General features: G+C 45.4%; 23 protein-coding genes. All 23 read right to left on the bottom strand.

Going from position 1 to position 16,021, the window contains the following annotated elements; all coding sequences use genetic code 11:
- Positions 1-29 precede the first annotated feature (29 nt).
- Positions 30-452: a hypothetical protein gene (locus DEAC_RS11595; protein ID WP_047810221.1), complete on the bottom strand. Its 423-nt coding sequence runs from the start codon at positions 450-452 to the stop codon at positions 30-32.
- Between the two features lie 18 nt (positions 453-470).
- Positions 471-1,250, bottom strand: coding sequence for a peptidoglycan recognition protein family protein (locus DEAC_RS11590; RefSeq protein WP_053006397.1), 780 nt, complete (start codon positions 1,248-1,250; stop codon positions 471-473).
- Positions 1,251-1,253: 3 nt separating this feature from the next.
- Positions 1,254-1,724 carry a hypothetical protein gene (locus DEAC_RS11585; protein WP_047810220.1) on the bottom strand — a complete coding sequence of 157 codons (471 nt, stop codon included), beginning with the start codon at positions 1,722-1,724 and terminating at the stop codon, positions 1,254-1,256.
- 10 nt (positions 1,725-1,734) lie between these two features.
- Complete coding sequence (locus DEAC_RS11580; protein WP_047810219.1) at positions 1,735-1,980, bottom strand: hypothetical protein; 246 nt, start codon at positions 1,978-1,980, stop codon at positions 1,735-1,737.
- A 40-nt stretch (positions 1,981-2,020) separates the two neighbouring features.
- Complete coding sequence (locus tag DEAC_RS11575; protein ID WP_047810218.1) at positions 2,021-3,118, bottom strand: hypothetical protein; 1,098 nt, start codon at positions 3,116-3,118, stop codon at positions 2,021-2,023.
- A gap of 18 nt (positions 3,119-3,136) precedes the next feature.
- Positions 3,137-3,961, bottom strand: coding sequence for a radical SAM protein (locus DEAC_RS11570; RefSeq protein WP_053006396.1), 825 nt, complete (start codon positions 3,959-3,961; stop codon positions 3,137-3,139).
- Between the two features lie 62 nt (positions 3,962-4,023).
- Positions 4,024-4,164 carry a hypothetical protein gene (locus tag DEAC_RS23565; RefSeq protein WP_161796446.1) on the bottom strand — a complete coding sequence of 47 codons (141 nt, stop codon included), beginning with the start codon at positions 4,162-4,164 and terminating at the stop codon, positions 4,024-4,026.
- Positions 4,157-4,381 carry a hypothetical protein gene (locus DEAC_RS11565; protein ID WP_047810217.1) on the bottom strand — a complete coding sequence of 75 codons (225 nt, stop codon included), beginning with the start codon at positions 4,379-4,381 and terminating at the stop codon, positions 4,157-4,159. Before DEAC_RS11565 ends, DEAC_RS23565 begins: the two co-directional genes overlap by 8 nt.
- A 1-nt stretch (position 4,382) precedes the next feature.
- A complete protein-coding gene (locus tag DEAC_RS11560; protein ID WP_047810216.1) occupies positions 4,383-4,931 on the bottom strand; it encodes a hypothetical protein in 549 nt (182 codons plus the stop codon).
- Positions 4,932-4,951: 20 nt separating this feature from the next.
- Entirely contained in the window at positions 4,952-5,554 is a 603-nt protein-coding gene (locus DEAC_RS11555) for a pyocin knob domain-containing protein (protein ID WP_047810215.1), read from the bottom strand.
- A gap of 19 nt (positions 5,555-5,573) precedes the next feature.
- Positions 5,574-5,987, bottom strand: coding sequence for a hypothetical protein (locus DEAC_RS11550; RefSeq protein WP_047810214.1), 414 nt, complete (start codon positions 5,985-5,987; stop codon positions 5,574-5,576).
- Between the two features lie 14 nt (positions 5,988-6,001).
- Positions 6,002-6,421, bottom strand: coding sequence for a phage tail fiber protein (locus tag DEAC_RS11545; protein ID WP_047810213.1), 420 nt, complete (start codon positions 6,419-6,421; stop codon positions 6,002-6,004).
- A 25-nt stretch (positions 6,422-6,446) separates the two neighbouring features.
- Positions 6,447-7,514: a hypothetical protein gene (locus DEAC_RS11540; protein WP_152671392.1), complete on the bottom strand. Its 1,068-nt coding sequence runs from the start codon at positions 7,512-7,514 to the stop codon at positions 6,447-6,449.
- 103 nt (positions 7,515-7,617) lie between these two features.
- Positions 7,618-9,348: a hypothetical protein gene (locus DEAC_RS11535; protein ID WP_152671391.1), complete on the bottom strand. Its 1,731-nt coding sequence runs from the start codon at positions 9,346-9,348 to the stop codon at positions 7,618-7,620.
- A gap of 96 nt (positions 9,349-9,444) precedes the next feature.
- Positions 9,445-9,810 carry a DUF6711 family protein gene (locus DEAC_RS11530; protein ID WP_047810210.1) on the bottom strand — a complete coding sequence of 122 codons (366 nt, stop codon included), beginning with the start codon at positions 9,808-9,810 and terminating at the stop codon, positions 9,445-9,447.
- 11 nt (positions 9,811-9,821) lie between these two features.
- Complete coding sequence (locus tag DEAC_RS11525; protein ID WP_047810209.1) at positions 9,822-12,716, bottom strand: hypothetical protein; 2,895 nt, start codon at positions 12,714-12,716, stop codon at positions 9,822-9,824.
- A 4-nt stretch (positions 12,717-12,720) separates the two neighbouring features.
- Complete coding sequence (locus DEAC_RS11520) at positions 12,721-13,182, bottom strand: hypothetical protein (RefSeq protein ID WP_047810208.1); 462 nt, start codon at positions 13,180-13,182, stop codon at positions 12,721-12,723.
- A gap of 95 nt (positions 13,183-13,277) precedes the next feature.
- Positions 13,278-13,610, bottom strand: a complete 333-nt coding sequence (locus DEAC_RS11515) for a hypothetical protein (RefSeq protein WP_047810207.1) — start codon at positions 13,608-13,610, stop codon at positions 13,278-13,280.
- Between the two features lie 51 nt (positions 13,611-13,661).
- A complete protein-coding gene (locus DEAC_RS11510) occupies positions 13,662-14,387 on the bottom strand; it encodes a phage tail protein (RefSeq protein ID WP_047810206.1) in 726 nt (241 codons plus the stop codon).
- A gap of 15 nt (positions 14,388-14,402) precedes the next feature.
- Positions 14,403-14,786 carry a hypothetical protein gene (locus DEAC_RS11505; protein WP_047810205.1) on the bottom strand — a complete coding sequence of 128 codons (384 nt, stop codon included), beginning with the start codon at positions 14,784-14,786 and terminating at the stop codon, positions 14,403-14,405.
- A 171-nt stretch (positions 14,787-14,957) separates the two neighbouring features.
- Entirely contained in the window at positions 14,958-15,398 is a 441-nt protein-coding gene (locus tag DEAC_RS22220) for an HK97-gp10 family putative phage morphogenesis protein (protein ID WP_053006395.1), read from the bottom strand.
- Positions 15,399-15,407: 9 nt separating this feature from the next.
- Complete coding sequence (locus DEAC_RS11495; RefSeq protein WP_161796445.1) at positions 15,408-15,707, bottom strand: phage head closure protein; 300 nt, start codon at positions 15,705-15,707, stop codon at positions 15,408-15,410.
- Positions 15,708-15,715: 8 nt separating this feature from the next.
- Positions 15,716-16,012, bottom strand: a complete 297-nt coding sequence (locus DEAC_RS11490) for a phage head-tail connector protein (RefSeq protein WP_047810203.1) — start codon at positions 16,010-16,012, stop codon at positions 15,716-15,718.
- Positions 16,013-16,021: the final 9 nt, after the last annotated feature.

Here is a 16,021-nt window from a genome sequence, read left to right as displayed (position 1 = left end):
GGTTGATGTACAATGAATCATTGCGTAACTTATATGGTTGAAGTAGTTTCCGTCGCGGAAGTTGAAGCACCATCTCCAGGCTTATCTGTCGCAGTATTTATAGATAAACTTTTCTGTGGCTGGCCAACTGTGATCGGACTTTGAATCTGAAGCCCATTAAACAATTGCCCTGCTTTAGTCAGAATATCAGCCAAGAACTTCGCACTAATTGTGGCGGCAATAGTAAAAAATAACGTCCCAAGTTCAGCGTTCACATTGGAAAAGATAGCTAACACCAAAAGGCCACCAATATAGGGCACCAAGCTCGTTTCAACAAATTGAGGCAGCTTACTGAAACTAAAATTGCTGTTTCTAAGCGAAAGCAACACTCCAAAAATGAAATCCGCCAGAATTAGACTGAGTACAGTTTCAAGGGTAACGAGAACTTTTGACGCAAGGATAAAGCTTAACATTAATAATGCCCCCCTTTTTTATTGTCCTAAATACTTGGCAACCGCCGCAGCTGTGGCATATTTATCCTTACCTGACAAGAGCACTTCGTTCGGATGCCCCGTACTCGGGCCTCCCACAACGATTAATTGTTTGGCACTTTTGGCCTCAGCCGGAACAGACTGGTTAGCTGTTCTAATAAACAAGGCGCAGTTTCCATTCTTCACCGCCACATCATTCCCACTCCAGAAATCGTCCTTCGTAAATAATAAAACTGCAACGTTTAACACGCTATCTTCCTCCTCCATCAATTTGTATTGAGCCGTAACATCAGCGACCAAATCAGCCCATGTTTTTCCGTGGCTTGCCAGATATTCTATTGGGTCTTGGTGTGTTGTCTCATGCCACTTAGCTGAAACTTGAGCATGAGACATCAAAGTTATCCCATCCACAACAGAAAGCTTCCTATTATATAGGAGCTTTGCCAGCAACCAAACATACTTCTCGTAAGCAGCTTGGAACTTAACCGGATCAGTAGTTTGGCACAATTCTACTTGGACATACCCTAAATGGTTTGCAGAATGCCCAGCACCATAACAGAGATAGTTGAAGTCAGCGACTTGGAGGATTTTCCGGTCATCTACAAAGGCGTGAACGAACGCGTTCTGCCAAGTAGTTACCTCATAGTTTCGCTCACCATCAGCGGAGTCTCCATTATTGGCCGTCGAATGACCAATAACACCAACATAGTTTCCAACGCCGTCATTGTAGGGCTCTTTCGGTAGACCAGGGATAAAGTTTTGTTCGATTGGATAGCTCATAAGTTAACTCCTTTCTTCAAGTTCTTTGAGCACAACTTCAGGCTTCTTACCATCCTGAGGCACCGGGTCTTCATTCGTCTTTGCTAACTTTTGAATTAACCAGATCGGAAACGTTGTTTCATGCACCCCAGTCCCTTTTTCAATGTGATGTTGACGGCAGATCGCCAGGCAGTTCCGGACGTCTCCGATATCACTCATAGGCTTATTTTTGAGCAATTTTCCATACCCATAGGGGTCAAATTCCTCACAAAATTGTTTCAACTTGTCGAAATCCACAAGGGTCGCGAAACAGTATTCAGCAAGATGGTGGACCTGAATATCCTCCGAAGTTCCGCAAATAAAGCATTTAAAATGCCCGTCTTCTTTCAGACGGGCTTTCGACCTTCGGAACTCTGCCGATTCAGTTCTTTCTGCATGAGATGGGTCAATGACGACCTCGGTCAGGGTTCGTTTAATTTCGTGAGCAGTTACCATAAAAAACCTCCTAACGCGAAACAAGATAGACAATAAGGCTCGTTGCTATAGTCATTAAAGCGGAAAGAGATAAGGTAATCGTCCAGGTCGGTCTCCCCTGGCTTGAGTCGATGAGCTGGTCCAATTTGGCCTCGAGCCGGTCAAACTTTTTGCCAACGTCAATCTCCAAAGAATTCAGCCTTGATTCTTGCGCCTCTCCTTTCGTTTCCAATATTGCGATTCTGGTGGCTAAATCCGCAAAATCTTGCTCTTGCATTTTTAGGCCCTCCCCCCGGCTAAAAAAATGGCACCCTGGATTAAGGTGTCAAAACTGTCTTTGTAAAATAGAAATATAGGATATAGGCCGCCATCTGCATCAGGGCAATCGGCAAACCGATTCTCAATAGTTTTGATTGCCTTAGCCCATAACCGACTGAAACGACATTGGCTGAGTCAGAGAATATCAACAGATACCCCAGAGAAAAACTTTTAATCGCCAAAGCCGATAACCAAAGTTTATCCGGGACCGCACTCGCCAAAACCAAAGGCATGATCATTGACGATAAAGCACTTCTCGTCAGGAAATTAGAAATCATGAAGACAACCGCTATAAATAAGAAAATACCCCCGAAGGAGTAAACATTGCTTGGAATTGTGAAATGAACATGGGTTTTTAAAAGAACACTCAGGATCTTCCCCAGGATCAAACTCAAGGACCAATAAATAATTGCTTTGAATGGCAGTGTTTTAAGTTTGGCTGCGGGGAGCCTGGATACAAGGGCCGAAAGGAACGCGACGAGAACCACATATCCCTGAAGCTTCGTGCGAAACGTTAAATAAACACCGGCAATCAATAACATGAATTCCATCAACATCGCTGCGGATCCGCGAACCTCGGTCTTGAATTCCGTGAGTGTTTTATTGTTAACAACCTTATAGGCCAGCCACAAGCCGGTTATCAAACAGGCCAAAATGGTCGGTACCCACATCATCTGGCCCCAGGTAAGAAGTCCTAAAGGTCGATGGAGATCATGACTGATTAACGTGTTCTCGATGATCGTATCCCCGCCGCCATAAGGAAAAAATTCTGTACCCGCCAGGATTCCTAATAGGACCGCGAGGTTCAACTCCACCGGATCCATAGTTCGCTCTTTGGCATAAACAACAGCCATTGGAATAAGGATATTGGCTAAAATCAAGTTCGTCGTGAGGCCGGAAAAAACCACCGATAAAACGAACCAGGCGATGGCTTGAGAACGCGACGTTTTGAACCTATCAAACGGTTTGGTTAAATAGACCAACCCTCCGGTTTTTTGAAGCCCTAATATCATTGTAGTTAAGGAAAGCATGACAAGCACATTAAAAAACAAAGCAGAAAACAGATCCAGATTCAAGCCAAAACTCGCAAAGGTCATAACGTCTAATCTCTCCTTTTATTGGGGGAATGTGCATGTGCATCTTGAGACCTTGGAGCGAGCAAACCTCTGGCGAATTTTTGAATCGGACAAGTCCTCGTAAATGGTTCCGATTTTGTAGTCTTGAAGGATGGGGCATGAAATGAGATTGCCGTGATGATCAATTCCTAAATTACTCGACCTTCCCTGGGGAATCGAGCAATCACCGACAAAGGCAATACGCCGTGTGGTTTCATCGCAGCCTTTATCGATTAGAAATTCAACCGTGGAATTTATCCGTTCTAGATCGAAAGCATGTCTCAAACCGACTGCTCTCCCCACAGGAGCGGCAAACTGAAAGTGTGGCCGGATGTTCAATGTACTCAGGCAATAATCTACGAACTCCCCTAATTCACCGGTTGTTGTTTCCGGCGTTATGACGTTCATTATTTTTAGTTTGTAACCGCGCTTTTGCTGGGTTTTTATGAACTTAATGGCCTTATCAAATACCCCTTTGCCACGAATAGAATCATGCTTGGTCTTTAAACCATCCAGGCTCACCTGAAACATTAGTAAATCTTTGTCGGGGTTATCGTTAAACGCAAAGGTCCCATTTGTATTCACCTGAATACTTGCACCTCTGGAAATCCCATAATCATAGAGCAATTTTGTTTTAGGAAAAACCGGCCCAGATAAAGTCTCCCCGCCTGTTAATTTCAATGTCCGAAGCGGATACTTAGAAAGAAATTTAATCAGGTCTACTGCGGAAACCTCGTCATCAGCGACGGAAGCTGCCTGAAGGCAAAATGGGCAACGAAGATTACAATAATTACTCAGGATAATTGTGAAGGTATCAAAGGCCATCAATTTTATCCTCCCCAAAAATAAAAGGCGAAGTTCTAAGAATAACCCCGTCCTCGGTATAGTTACGCTTTTTTAAGAAGGTTTCCATCATCACCGTAACCTTGCTTTTGAAGCTCATTGTGAACATCGGTTTGCAAAATGGACGGCACCTCAGCAAATGTTTTAATTTGTAAGATGATCAGTCTGACAAACAAATCAACCATTCTTTATCACCCCCGCAGCGACTAAAGCGGAATATAAATCAGCAACCGCAGTCATTAACGTTGTCAAATCATCCGACGTGTTGTTCTTCGGGATCGTATCAGGGATTTGTATAATTCCTGGTTCCTTGCCGTCCGGAGCTAAACTGCGAATCTGTGCTCCATTGTCATAGGTTCTGACGATATAATCACCGTCTTGGGTTTCTTTATATCCGTTCATGTTAATATAACCCTCCCTCTACATAGGCAAGCGCGGGATATGCTTTAGACGGGCAACATCTGCCCACCTTATAATACCCTTGACCATTTATGACCAGACTTGAATTAAAATAAATAGGCTGTGTCAAATAAGCGATTGGCCCCCCTGAACTTTGGTAAGAGCTCGAGAACGTAGCACTAGCAAACGACGAGCTGTATCCATAACTTGTGGTTTCGCCGGTTTGTATTCGTTGCCCGCCAGTCCAAGAAACCGTATCGATATAATAATAGGTATTAGGACTGGAATACACCGTTTCGTAATTTACAATATGATTTGTGGTTGTAAGCACTGTTGGATAGGCTGAAGCCCAATAAATGATGCTGCCGTCAACGATCACTTGGTACTGAGTGCCGCCATTATTGAATTGAATATAATCAACATACCCGGCTCCGGTAACGCTAAGAATTTGCTGCAGACTGACTGAACTTGAAGTCGGTGTTATGCCCTGCCCCGATGCTCGAAGTGGATTCCATTTTGTCCCGCCGAGTCTGATGATATCCCCACTTGCCACGTATTCATACCTCCCAACGATCAAACTTGTTGCAAATACAAACCGCCACTGTCGTATTTAAGATAATATTGAACACCACTGGTTGAGTTCGTCAGAACAGGTGGAGTGTTTGCCGTTTGAACCGCAATCCAGCCACCCCATGTTCCGTTCACTTTTGTTCTCATCCAGACACGGTTCGTCGTGGTCGTCAAAACCATCTGAGTGATATTACTCCCACCGTCCGGACTAAAGGATGAAACATGCCCCCAGGTCGCCTCGGGAATATTCGGTGTTGTATTACCGAACCACTGGACTGAATTTGATTTAGGACTGTTCATATCAGAAATTGATGGTGTGTCAGCATCTCCAAAGCCATACCCACTCGGAGCCGCACCAATCTGTCCCGGTGTCACGGCGTGGGGATTAGAATGGTTTGCTTCATGGTTGTTTACTTCGGTTGTAACTTGAGAAACACCATTTTCAATATTATTCATGGCCGCCGCCGTAACCGGTGTCCCAGTTTGAGTCGGGTTATCGTTTAATTGAAGGGTGATGGTTCCCGGAACTGTGCCGGTGGCTGTGAATTGTCCAGGGTTAGAAGATAACCGGTCCTGCCACCCCGTCTTGGTATAACTTAAAGCCATATTACCTCAATCTCCTCCATCAGTTGTACCAGCCCAATCCGCATATACTCAGGGATTGACCGCACATAGGGTATTCAATAACGGATGACTTCACCAGTTGGTAAAGACCGTTAAGATTGGATTCCATACGATTGGTGTCAACATTGGAAAAAGGAACATCAAAAGTCCAGTCCGTCTTTGGTTCTATCCAATTGGCCGGAGCCACACCGTAACAATCAACAAGAGCCTGAACATTAGACTCAATCCGATTAAGAGAGTCATAAAAATCAATCGTCGAATAGTCACGAGTGGTCACGATGACCAGGGAAAGACTGAACCCACAAATGAAAAGAAGAGAAGCAATCTCCTCGACGTTTCCCTCAATTCGATTAAAATCCGTATAGTTAAAATAATCCGTGGGTTTCCAATCAGTTTTTGGAGTTTGCCAAGACATCCAATCCCACCACCTTAGTTATTAGAAAGTGTGATTTGATTTGCAGAGAAGGTCAATACGTTTCCCGATATGATGGTTTGGGAAGTATTGAGAGCACCGTAACCCAAAAGGTTGCCCCCGGTTGACGCATCGAAGATTCCAAAGTAGGTAACGGTTCCCCAAGAACCGGTGGCCTGGGGAAAGCTAATGGTTACATTATTTGAAGTCGAACCAGTTGTCGGAGCCGGAAAATTGGCCGTGGTTGCTCCGACCTGGACCCGAGCATAAGCGTTCCCGGAAGGTTCGGTGAAGTTCCAATAAGGCGTCGTGGAGCCTTTGGTTTGGGAAGGCGTGGTCGTAGAAAGCCCGATGTAAACATTCGACAATGCGGTGAACGTCGTACCATTAAATAAGAGCTGAATCAGGGCATTGTCAACATAATAGGTGAATGGCATTAAGAATCTTCCTTCCTTCTGATCATTAGTTCCGCCACCAGGTCATACCGGCAACGTTGAAGTTCTGACCGACATAAAGCTCTTCGTCGGCGTTCGTGAGGACCACGGGAATGATGATCGTGACTCCAGAGTTCGTCAATGAGCTTATATCACTAATGGTCCCGGATTTATGAAGGATAACTCTCATTGAATTATTAGACATAATGCTCACCGAAAGAACTGGGCCGGAAACGTGATCGATCTTCTTAAGGCCATGATTAGAAACCGTTCCTTGAGAGCCAATTAAACCGGAAACATGAGCCATAACTGTCAAGCCAGTATTGGATAATCCACTCCGTGAGCTAATGGAACTTAAACCATGAACGTAACTAGTTAAGCCATTATTGGAAAGTGAACTCCTGGACATAACTGAACCATAGTTATATAAATAAAGCGTTAACCCATTAACGAAAGCAGAGCTGCCCGATGAGATAACGCCCGATTTATAGAGATATAAATGGAGTCCATTACTTGAAACAATGCCGGCTGAAGAAACAGAACTTGCTGCGTTGAGTAGCAGCGACAAACCACTGTTAGTCAAAGCACCGGTTGACAGGACTGAGCTGGATTTATAAACAGTAAGAGATAAACCAGCATTCGTGAGCAAACCCTGGGCGCTGATCGCGCCGGATTTAAATAAGGTCATGGTTTCGCCGGAATCCGAAAGTGAACTCGTCGAGCCAATGTTACCACTCTTATCTACGAATAACGTCAACCCATTATTTGAAACAAAGGAATAAGAGTCAAAGGACCCGGTCTTATCTTCGTACAAATATAAACCGTTATCGCTCAAGGAACTAGAGGAATCAAGATAACCGGAAGTATGAACATAAAGAACCGCGCCAGAATTCAGTAAGGATGATGAGGACTGGACCCCACCGGCAACATTGACCTTGAGATTATAACCAAGATTGGTGACTGAGCTTGATGAGTGCAAATTACCCAACTTATACAAAGTAAGCGTTACACTGGAGTTTAAAAGATGACTCTCGGAGGAAAGCAGGCCGGAAACACTGATGAAAAGATTAAATCCATAATTACTTAAATCACTCATGGAACCGATTAAGCCAGATGCCATGAGTCCGATAGATGAACTGGTGCTCCTAAAGGAACTATTTGATAAAAGAAAACCGGAATTATAGTGGACCGACAATCCACTAGGGCCACCCCTTACCATTGATCGTACCGGATAAGGTGCCATCAAAGCGAAATTCCTGACGGATAATCTTGGCCTGTTTCGTTTCTGTGGCGTATTGAGAATCCCAAAAGATAACGTCCCCACACTCCATGCTGGGGTCCATCCAGCTTTCCACTTCATATAAATAGACGTTTCCACACTCGGACGCGTACCAATTTAATACGGCAGCGGCCATCGCCGGAGAAGTAATCAAGGGGTTATCCAAATCGACCTCATTCAAGGGTTGAGAACCCGAAATATTCAGGACCGATTGCAGAACCGAGCTGCTCACAGAATTGCCCGTGATGGTTATTGTGGCATTCTCGGAGCCATTGATCGTCACATACGCTGAATCGGTGTAATAATCCACGCTTAATAAGGTGGCCCCTTCCACCGAACATGAACATGAGGATGAACTCGCAGGGTTTGCATACTTAACCCAAATACTTAAATCGCCATCAACAGCCACGGCCCCGGTGTAGAGTGTGTCTGTATTTGTACTCAGGGAATTGGAGTAAACATTGATGGTGAAGTAATTATAGGGGTCTTGTATGGCTACTTTTGGATAAGTTTCCTGCATGTCCAACGCTAGCTCGCCGGTGTACGGCATTGGGGTGAGCGGTGCCTGACTTTTGGATTGGGTAATCCGCATCACATTGTATCTGTCCACATAGAGAACAGCCAAACCGGCCTGAGCGACATACATCAAAGCATCGTGATGATTCAAGGCCGAAAGAACCCCGGTGGTGGTAATGGATTGCAACGCAGTATCCATCACATACTCGACATTTAATCTCGTTTGAGACTTGAAATCTTCAATGATTGAAATCGCCAAATCATAAAGGGAAACCGGGTCCCCGGAATACGTGTACTTATAAAAGATGGTTCCGGAGAGTAGGTCTAGAAGGTCTCGAGCATAAAGTGTGGATGAGATGAAGTTCTGATCGTTTCGCCAGTTATAAAGATAGTAGGTTCCCAAAGGGACCGTCTCAAAAGAACCGTCATCATAATAGAGCGTAAGATAGGGTTTCATGACCTGTTTTTTCTGCAGGTTATGAAAATAGATATTAAAATTATTTAGGTTGTTGGCAACAGTAGCCCTAGCCTCTTTGGGGGGCGCACTATTAACCAGAGGGTCAAATTCCTCCAGAACATCTAAATCGAAAATATTGTCACCGGACCATAGGAACTGTTCACCAAAAAGAATCTCGGCAACCCTCACCCTTCGGTAAGGATAATTCGTGGAATAAAATGTTATATCGAGCTGAGTAATATTATTCAACTGTTGACTCCAAAAGTATGACGGAGCATCGGGAAAAGCAAAGTAACTATTGACATTATTTCCGTCGTCGGTTGTAACGATATGAACCTCCGCGCAATAGTCCCCGGTCAACGGTGAAAAAATGAAGGTCAACCCAGGACTTGTGAAGGGTTCCGAAAACGTGAGCGTGAGCTGTGGCCTTGACGCAGGAAACTTAGCCGAAGCATCCGATACCATCGAACTCCACCAACCTATCGAATCACTAGTGTCCAAATCAGTGTTCTTTGGCGGTGTAAAGAAACTACCGTCGAGGCGCAAATAATTCTGCTCCTCGCTCATGTATTTTCTGACCGGTTGAGTCATCCCATCGGCGACCTGTGAAACCGCCCCCACGGCCTCAACAGAGTTTGAGCTTGCTGTGCAATTACCCTGTGCCGTCACGTCCACCATATCAAATTCCACCATCGATGAAATGGCCCTCGGAAATTTCGTTATATGATCATGGAACTTCTGGCTGACGTTCAGCATGGGTAAAGCCCTCCCCTTTTAACACTCGATTAAATCAATCTTAATATTGTTAAACACCACGTTACCGAACGAATCAATCTTCACATCATCATAGGCCAAATCACCGGCATAAAAAGTCCCGGTATAGCTGCCACCCGCTAAACCAGGATCCAGAACCGTGAGAGAAAACTGAGGGGTCGATGATTTAAGTTGGGAAATGACCGTGGTTAATTGGGATGCGCTCATGGTCCCCCACTGAATGTTATATTTTCGTTTATTGGCAATATATTGGAGGTTCATGGTCCCGGCTGCATTTCGTTTTGAATCTCCAATCATATAGAGATTATTGGTGATTTTTTGCGGTTCCGGCAACGCCGTCCCATTGACAGTTAATGTATTCGCCATAGTTTCACTTCCTACTTGGGAAGATTGTAACTGGAATTATAGCCAATCATGGTGCCAATTCGGTCATTCTCATTAACGTTATAAGAATAAAGTGTCCTCGCCAGAGTACGACCATCTAACTGAATAGTAACCTGAATGGGTTGAGCTCCACTGTTTTGGCCATTCCCTCCGGCACTTCCTGAGTTACTGGAACCCATCAAGCTCCCCAATTTTTCTAACGGAATGACCGCCTCCGGTCCGGCTTCCCCAATCATGGCCAATTGTGGTGCTGTAACAATCCCCCCAGAAGCCATCGCCGGAATGGCGGCCCCAATACCTGCCAAAGCTGAACCTGCTGCAGCCATTCCACCGGCAACCAAATCGGTCCCGCCTGTAGCGATGGTCAAACCGACACCGGCTGCTGCAGCACCCAAAGGTACGAGCCATGATTTGTTATCTTCTGCCCAACTAGCCACCGCTTGATAGGCCCCGGACACATTTTGCCAGGCTGTCATTCGTAGATTGGGTATTGCCTGTCCCGCCATGGCTGACAATTGACTCATTTCTCCTACGGCCTGATTCACCGCAGCCGTTATAGTTTGTCCCAATGCGTTAGCCCAAGACACCGCCATCTGCTCCGTTGCATTAAACGCATTGTTCATATCGTTATGGAGGTTATTAGCAAATGTGCTTATTGCCGTTCCAGCCGTTGCCACCATTGACGATACCCCATCACCAACCAATCTGGCCCATTGATTGGTCACAGATATGACATCGTTATAGGCTCCGGAAAACTTACTCGATAGTGCAGAAGCCCACTGAGTGATTCTGTTGTCTGTCTGGGTTGTCCAGGTAGAAATGACCGTCTGAGCCTTTGCAAAGGTTGTCGCGGCATTGACCTCCCAGGAGGATATAATGTTCTGGACCTGGGTGAACAGCGTCGAGGTTTGCAATCGCCAAACATTCAGTTGATTCTCCAGATAGTCCAGAGCTGAAACAAAGGCGGCCTGGCCTATGACTGAAATCGGAACATTGACATAAGCCGGTGAAAATCCCCGGAGTTTTGATTCCGCCTGAGAATAAGACGGTTCTAAATTATTTTTGATGCCGAGGGGAATCAGGACCGTCGCTGGATTAAAGGTTTTAACGGCATTCTCGGCCTGAGAAAGAGCTGGCTCTAAATTATTGATTAGGCCGAGCTGAACATTCACCGCAGGAGGTGGTGCTATGGGCGGAAACGGTGGAACCTTAAAGGAAACAGGAATAACAACACCTTTTGATGAGTTGTTGGTTACATTACTGAGATCCGTGTTGTTCTTAAGATTGCCCAAGGCATTCGCCAGGTTGTTCACAGCATCGGCCTGAGCTAAAGCCGCACCGGTTCCGGCATTGGTGATATTGTGGAGCTGGTCAAAGCTCATCGTATTTGCATTCACCGATTTGTTTAAATTCTTCTGAGCCTGGTCCTGACCATTCGTCGCATTCATGGCATCGTTTAAGGCATCACCATACTGCTTGGCGGCTTCGGTACTGTTAAAAATAGAATTATAATTATTAGTCCAATCAGCATTTATTTGTCCAAAATTTAATGAGAGGATGTCGTGAACCGCAGAATAAGCATCCTCAGCAAACAGGGAAATATACTGAATCGCTGTACCCATTAACCCGACGAAGTCTTCAAAACCGGAAGCTACAAAATTAAGGACTCGGAGCAAACCGGTGAAGGCGGGCGTCAAATCCTCAGCCAGCTTTTCCTTCATGGCCTGCCAACCGGCATTGAGCTTCGTTTGTTGGGTGGAAATATCATCGGCGGTAGTTTTGTAATAGCCCATGATACCCTGGGTTTTTTCCATGATTTCCTGGTAGGCCATCAAAGACGTTTGGGCATCGGTCATCGTCTGACCTTGTTTAATGAGTCCTTCACTCAAGGCCCGGTTCTTTAGATCCGTTGTTGTGATGCGAATGCCCAGGGACTGTAACCCTCTGGTTTGTCCTTCCATGCCTGTCTGCAAACTTTGAAACACTTGGGAGGGATCTTCCCCACGCAGTTTGCCTAGATCATAGGATAATTGCGTCAGATGCTCAGACATCTCTTCGGCTTGATTGGGATCAAAGCCCAACATCCGGGTGTTCATATATTCCTTAGACATTTGATCTTTGATCGTGGTATCCAAAATGCCATAGGATTTACTTAAGCTTTCAGCAAACTCGTTAGCTTTATCTTCCATTGGTCCTAAGGAAGCAGCAAAGCGCTGCTCGACATCCTGAGTTTCGGCAGCAAGATCTTTTAACTCATCAATCCATTCGCCGATTTTTTTAATAAGCTCTACCGCCAGAAAGACTTCAACGGCTCCGGTCATTAAACCAAAGCCATCGACCACAGCATTACTTACGGCTCCGAACTTCTCCCCAGCCGTTGCGCTGTCATCACCCAGCGTCTGAAAAGCCTTAACGACAGAATCTTTAAAGGCACCAATATTCGCTGTGATTCCGGTAAACGATTGGCCCAGGGATTCCCTGATTTCCTCGGCTTTATTGTTCACTTCTTCGGCTGCATTGGCTACAGCCTGAAAGTTCTTGACGGCTCCTTTGGCAAATTCTGCATGAACTTGATTGGCGTTTTCCAGAACCCTCTCGTACTCGGTAATATCGATGCCCGCCTCTTCAAAGACGGTTCGAACACGTTGTTGGAACTGGGCCAAGGATTCTCCGGCTTCTTGGGAAAAGTTAACGACAACCCGTTGACCCGACTGAATCGCTTCCACCAGATTTGTGCTGCTGATATGCGGAAGGCCGAAAGATTTGAGTGCAGCCAGGGATTCGTCCTTGAAGGTGAGAATCGTATTGCTCGCCTTTTTACATTCCTCAGAAAGTTGAGAGGAGTCGGCTCCAATACGGGCAATAATGTTACCAACAGTGTTTCCCATTTTTCTACCTCCCTCCCCGGCTACTGGTTTTTACGAGCATGATGGTGTAGACTTGGCCGCCATAGTTGATTTTTACTAGTCCTGGCTTAAGATGATAGATACCATTGGCTGGCTTTAATAATTCACCGTTCAAAGATAATGAAACATCGGGAAGACAAAGCTCCAAACTATCCTCATCCATGGAATATATATAACTAAAAACACCCACGTCAAAGGCTGGCGTGAGCTTCAGTGGTATCGTAAACTGAGAATCAAAAGGATATGCTTGGGTATTCCCATTCCCAGATACCATGGATTTAAGAAAATGAAACATCTCTTCCCCACTTTGCGGCTTGGACTCGATGCTTTCAATAATTTTATCGTAGAGTTCCTTCGGTTTTTCAACCTGGGCAAAACAACCGGTATAATAAGCGTTTCTCAAATCATGATACATAGTTTCTTGTTGTTGTTCCTTATAGCCTTCCATGATGAGGTTGTACTCGGCAGGTGTTAACTCCCAGAACTCACTCGAACGAATCCCAGCCCGGATGGCATCTTTATAAACCTCATCCCAATCCCACTCTAGTTCACGACCTCCGGCGGTGTTGTCTGAGATTTCTCCACCGCCGTTTCCTCGTTTTTTCCGAAAGTCTCATTAATACATTCAAAGGTCTTTTTTATCGCCGTATTAATGTCGCTGTAGTCATCAACCAGGTCCATTACCTTATCGGCAGTAATATCTGGTATCTCACGGCGCAGTGCCTCGGCCAGAATTTCTGCAATTTGTTCAAAAGAAAGTTCTTTGAGATTCCATTTGTCCACGTTGGCTCCAAAGACTTTTTCTAAGCGAGCTATCCCTCGGAACCCCAGTTTAAGGGTTCGGTCTTGGTCTAATTTATAGATAACAGGTAACATTCTTTTACCTCCATTAATGCCCTATATAATAGGAAGAAAAAATTAATTAAACTACGACGTTCGAACCGCAATAATGCTATACGTTACAGGAGTAAATCCTGAGTTTGAAACGACCAAATCAAGTTTATGAGTTGTTCCTGCCGTTGCATAGGCAATTGTCGGTGAAACAGAGCCAGTGTTGAACGTTCCTTGGCTTACCCCATCAACATACAAGGTATATTGCTGTTGGGTGGAACCATTCGGTGTGACTGTAATAGCGGTTGATGTTGTAAACGTATAGGCATAGGAAGTTGTCCCATTCGCAAAGGTCGGTGACAGGGTGCCACTGGTTCCGGTTAGGGTTAAACCAGTCAGCCCGGAAGTCATCGTGGTTCCAATACTCGGCTGACCGGAGACCTGAAATGATGCTTTAAAATCTAACGGTTTCGTCATGTCAACGTTGGCAGCCAGGTCTAGCTCGTCAATAAAGCAACTGGCCGTCCAACTCGCTCCGGTAATCGAAGGAAAGGTGATCGTATAGGTGTCGATGGTGCTGCTTACGAACTTGTTGTAGAGTAAATTTTGGCCGGAATCTGAGGTGTCAAAGAAGCCTTCTACCGTGAACTTTCCGGGATCAGCGAGTCCGGCAATGAATTGTTTAAAACCATTCGGACTGGACAACGTGGTTACGTCAATGGATGTTCGTTTCATCTGGGGACTGGTGATCTTGGTAATCGTGCCGATAGCCGTGGCTCCAACCGTTAATTTGGCACCGATACCACTCGCGACATTGCTCATGACATCGCTCCTTTCTTACTCGGGCTGGTGAGTGATTTCGAAATCTAAGACTCCCTGGAACACTCGAGTTCTTACTTCCTGCAGCAGAGGCGGCATGGTGTGAAAATCGTCCTGGACTTCTAAACTCTGAACAAAAACACCGCCTACTGTCGACAGTGGCAAGGTTTCTAGGAGATGGCGCATGCGTTTTTGTAAATCGAGGAGCGCCCAGGAATCATCGTGATAAAGTTCAACCATGTAACTGCTGATAAGCATTTTATAGCTTGAACTTAAATCCATCTCCGGCTCACGCTTATAGCGGCGAAAGACGCAATACGGTGTTGGAACGGGATCAAGGACAGCAATATAGTACATGTTATAATCACTGCCGGACTGAAAGTCTGGGATACTCGCTTTCATGAGAGAGTACAAACCGTCTTCAAGGATATTAATCACCACGCTAATGGTTTATCACAAATGTTCAATCAAGGAATACTATTATCTAAGGAAGAAGTTCTTATGTGGCACCAAAGAGATATGGTGTTTAGGGAATACATACCCGCGGCAATAGGAGACTTCTTCCACCATTTTTTAGATCTTATTTAGAACTGCCTTATCAATGCCTTTGGAGAGTTCTTCAAGGATGGCATTCTTTATTTCGTCGTAATGCTCTGTCAACGCATACTTAAGAAAGTGACTGCCTTCAATCTTCTTACCATTTCTTGTTGTAAAACCTAAGTCGGCAAATTGCGCGTACCATGTTGTGGTGATTTTGTAGACCTTTTTGCCTTTGGACGATCGCTCTGCCTTTAGTTTCAGAGCCTTCATGAGATCTCCGCCTTGGTGCTGTTCGGTTTTGCCCTGGCGGCCTAAAAAGGATCCGTTTCTGGGCTGAAGATTCGCTTGGGCAAACTTCAGGGCCATGGTTGCCCCAGTTTTAGCGGCACTCGTTACAACAGTCTGCGGGACATCCTCCAGTTGCTTAAATTTAGCCATCAGTTCATCAAGGCCTTCAATCGTTGATTCTGACATTTCCGCCACCTACTTTTCTAACTTGCAGATGATCCGAAGCTCCCGATGCAGGCCGCCTTCATCATCGACGGTTTGGATATAATAGGTGTTGTTGTTAAACCGTACATACATCCCCGGTTGGGGAAGTGGACTATACCGCATCCGAAATTCACAGTCTGTTTCTGTATGAATCTGACCTGCTCCGGGATACATTCGACCATTGTTCGGCACATAGGCCGCCCGAAAGGTGGCGACGTCCACCAACGGAAGTGTACCACCAATCGGATTCTGACCAGTCGGTCGAGCCTGGAGTGTAATGGAACTGCGCATATCAAAGTTCATACACTGCTCACCGCCTGATACGTCCCGGAATTCATGAGGTAGATTTTTAGCTTTTCATAAGCACTTTGAAAGGCTTCAGCATTATCTGTGTCATAACCAAAGTTAGCCTTGCAATAGGTGGTAATGGCCTTTTTGATCAGCGGATCAGTAGCCGAACTTACCAACGCAGGATTAATTCCCAGGTCGGTAAGTTCGCTTTGAACGGCACTGATCAGATCCTCTATTTCCCCATCGAAGGACGTATCCGTGGCATCGATTCTCAGGTAGGAACGAACATCATCCAAGATAGCCATGGGATAGTC

The organism is Desulfosporosinus acididurans, from assembly GCF_001029285.1.
Taxonomy (GTDB): Bacteria; Bacillota; Desulfitobacteriia; order Desulfitobacteriales; family Desulfitobacteriaceae; genus Desulfosporosinus; species Desulfosporosinus acididurans.
This window is presented reverse-complemented; position numbering and strand designations above follow the sequence as displayed.

Bases quoted from the DNA above. Each gene is read 5' to 3' on its own strand.
- DEAC_RS11510 (WP_047810206.1), bottom strand. From the start codon at position 14,387: ATGAGCAATGTCGCGAGTGGTATCGGTGCCAAATTAACGGTTGGAGCC.
- DEAC_RS11580 (WP_047810219.1), bottom strand. From the start codon at position 1,980: ATGCAAGAGCAAGATTTTGCGGATTTAGCCACCAGAATCGCAATATTG.
- DEAC_RS11515 (WP_047810207.1), bottom strand. From the start codon at position 13,610: ATGTTACCTGTTATCTATAAATTAGACCAAGACCGAACCCTTAAACTG.
- DEAC_RS11520 (WP_047810208.1), bottom strand. From the start codon at position 13,182: ATGGAAGGCTATAAGGAACAACAACAAGAAACTATGTATCATGATTTG.
- DEAC_RS11535 (WP_152671391.1), bottom strand. From the start codon at position 9,348: ATGGTGGACGTGACGGCACAGGGTAATTGCACAGCAAGCTCAAACTCT.
- DEAC_RS11530 (WP_047810210.1), bottom strand. From the start codon at position 9,810: ATGGCGAATACATTAACTGTCAATGGGACGGCGTTGCCGGAACCGCAA.
- DEAC_RS11490 (WP_047810203.1), bottom strand. From the start codon at position 16,012: ATGGCTATCTTGGATGATGTTCGTTCCTACCTGAGAATCGATGCCACG.
- DEAC_RS11540 (WP_152671392.1), bottom strand. From the start codon at position 7,514: ATGAGTGATTTAAGTAATTATGGATTTAATCTTTTCATCAGTGTTTCC.
- DEAC_RS11545 (WP_047810213.1), bottom strand. From the start codon at position 6,421: ATGCCATTCACCTATTATGTTGACAATGCCCTGATTCAGCTCTTATTT.
- DEAC_RS11505 (WP_047810205.1), bottom strand. From the start codon at position 14,786: ATGAAAGCGAGTATCCCAGACTTTCAGTCCGGCAGTGATTATAACATG.
- DEAC_RS22220 (WP_053006395.1), bottom strand. From the start codon at position 15,398: ATGTCAGAATCAACGATTGAAGGCCTTGATGAACTGATGGCTAAATTT.
- DEAC_RS11525 (WP_047810209.1), bottom strand. From the start codon at position 12,716: ATGGGAAACACTGTTGGTAACATTATTGCCCGTATTGGAGCCGACTCC.
- DEAC_RS11570 (WP_053006396.1), bottom strand. From the start codon at position 3,961: ATGGCCTTTGATACCTTCACAATTATCCTGAGTAATTATTGTAATCTT.
- DEAC_RS11585 (WP_047810220.1), bottom strand. From the start codon at position 1,724: ATGGTAACTGCTCACGAAATTAAACGAACCCTGACCGAGGTCGTCATT.
- DEAC_RS11590 (WP_053006397.1), bottom strand. From the start codon at position 1,250: ATGAGCTATCCAATCGAACAAAACTTTATCCCTGGTCTACCGAAAGAG.
- DEAC_RS11495 (WP_161796445.1), bottom strand. From the start codon at position 15,707: ATGCGCAGTTCCATTACACTCCAGGCTCGACCGACTGGTCAGAATCCG.
- DEAC_RS11550 (WP_047810214.1), bottom strand. From the start codon at position 5,987: ATGTCTTGGCAAACTCCAAAAACTGATTGGAAACCCACGGATTATTTT.
- DEAC_RS11575 (WP_047810218.1), bottom strand. From the start codon at position 3,118: ATGACCTTTGCGAGTTTTGGCTTGAATCTGGATCTGTTTTCTGCTTTG.
- DEAC_RS11555 (WP_047810215.1), bottom strand. From the start codon at position 5,554: ATGGCTTTAAGTTATACCAAGACGGGGTGGCAGGACCGGTTATCTTCT.
- DEAC_RS11565 (WP_047810217.1), bottom strand. From the start codon at position 4,381: ATGAACGGATATAAAGAAACCCAAGACGGTGATTATATCGTCAGAACC.
- DEAC_RS23565 (WP_161796446.1), bottom strand. From the start codon at position 4,164: ATGGTTGATTTGTTTGTCAGACTGATCATCTTACAAATTAAAACATTT.
- DEAC_RS11595 (WP_047810221.1), bottom strand. From the start codon at position 452: ATGTTAAGCTTTATCCTTGCGTCAAAAGTTCTCGTTACCCTTGAAACT.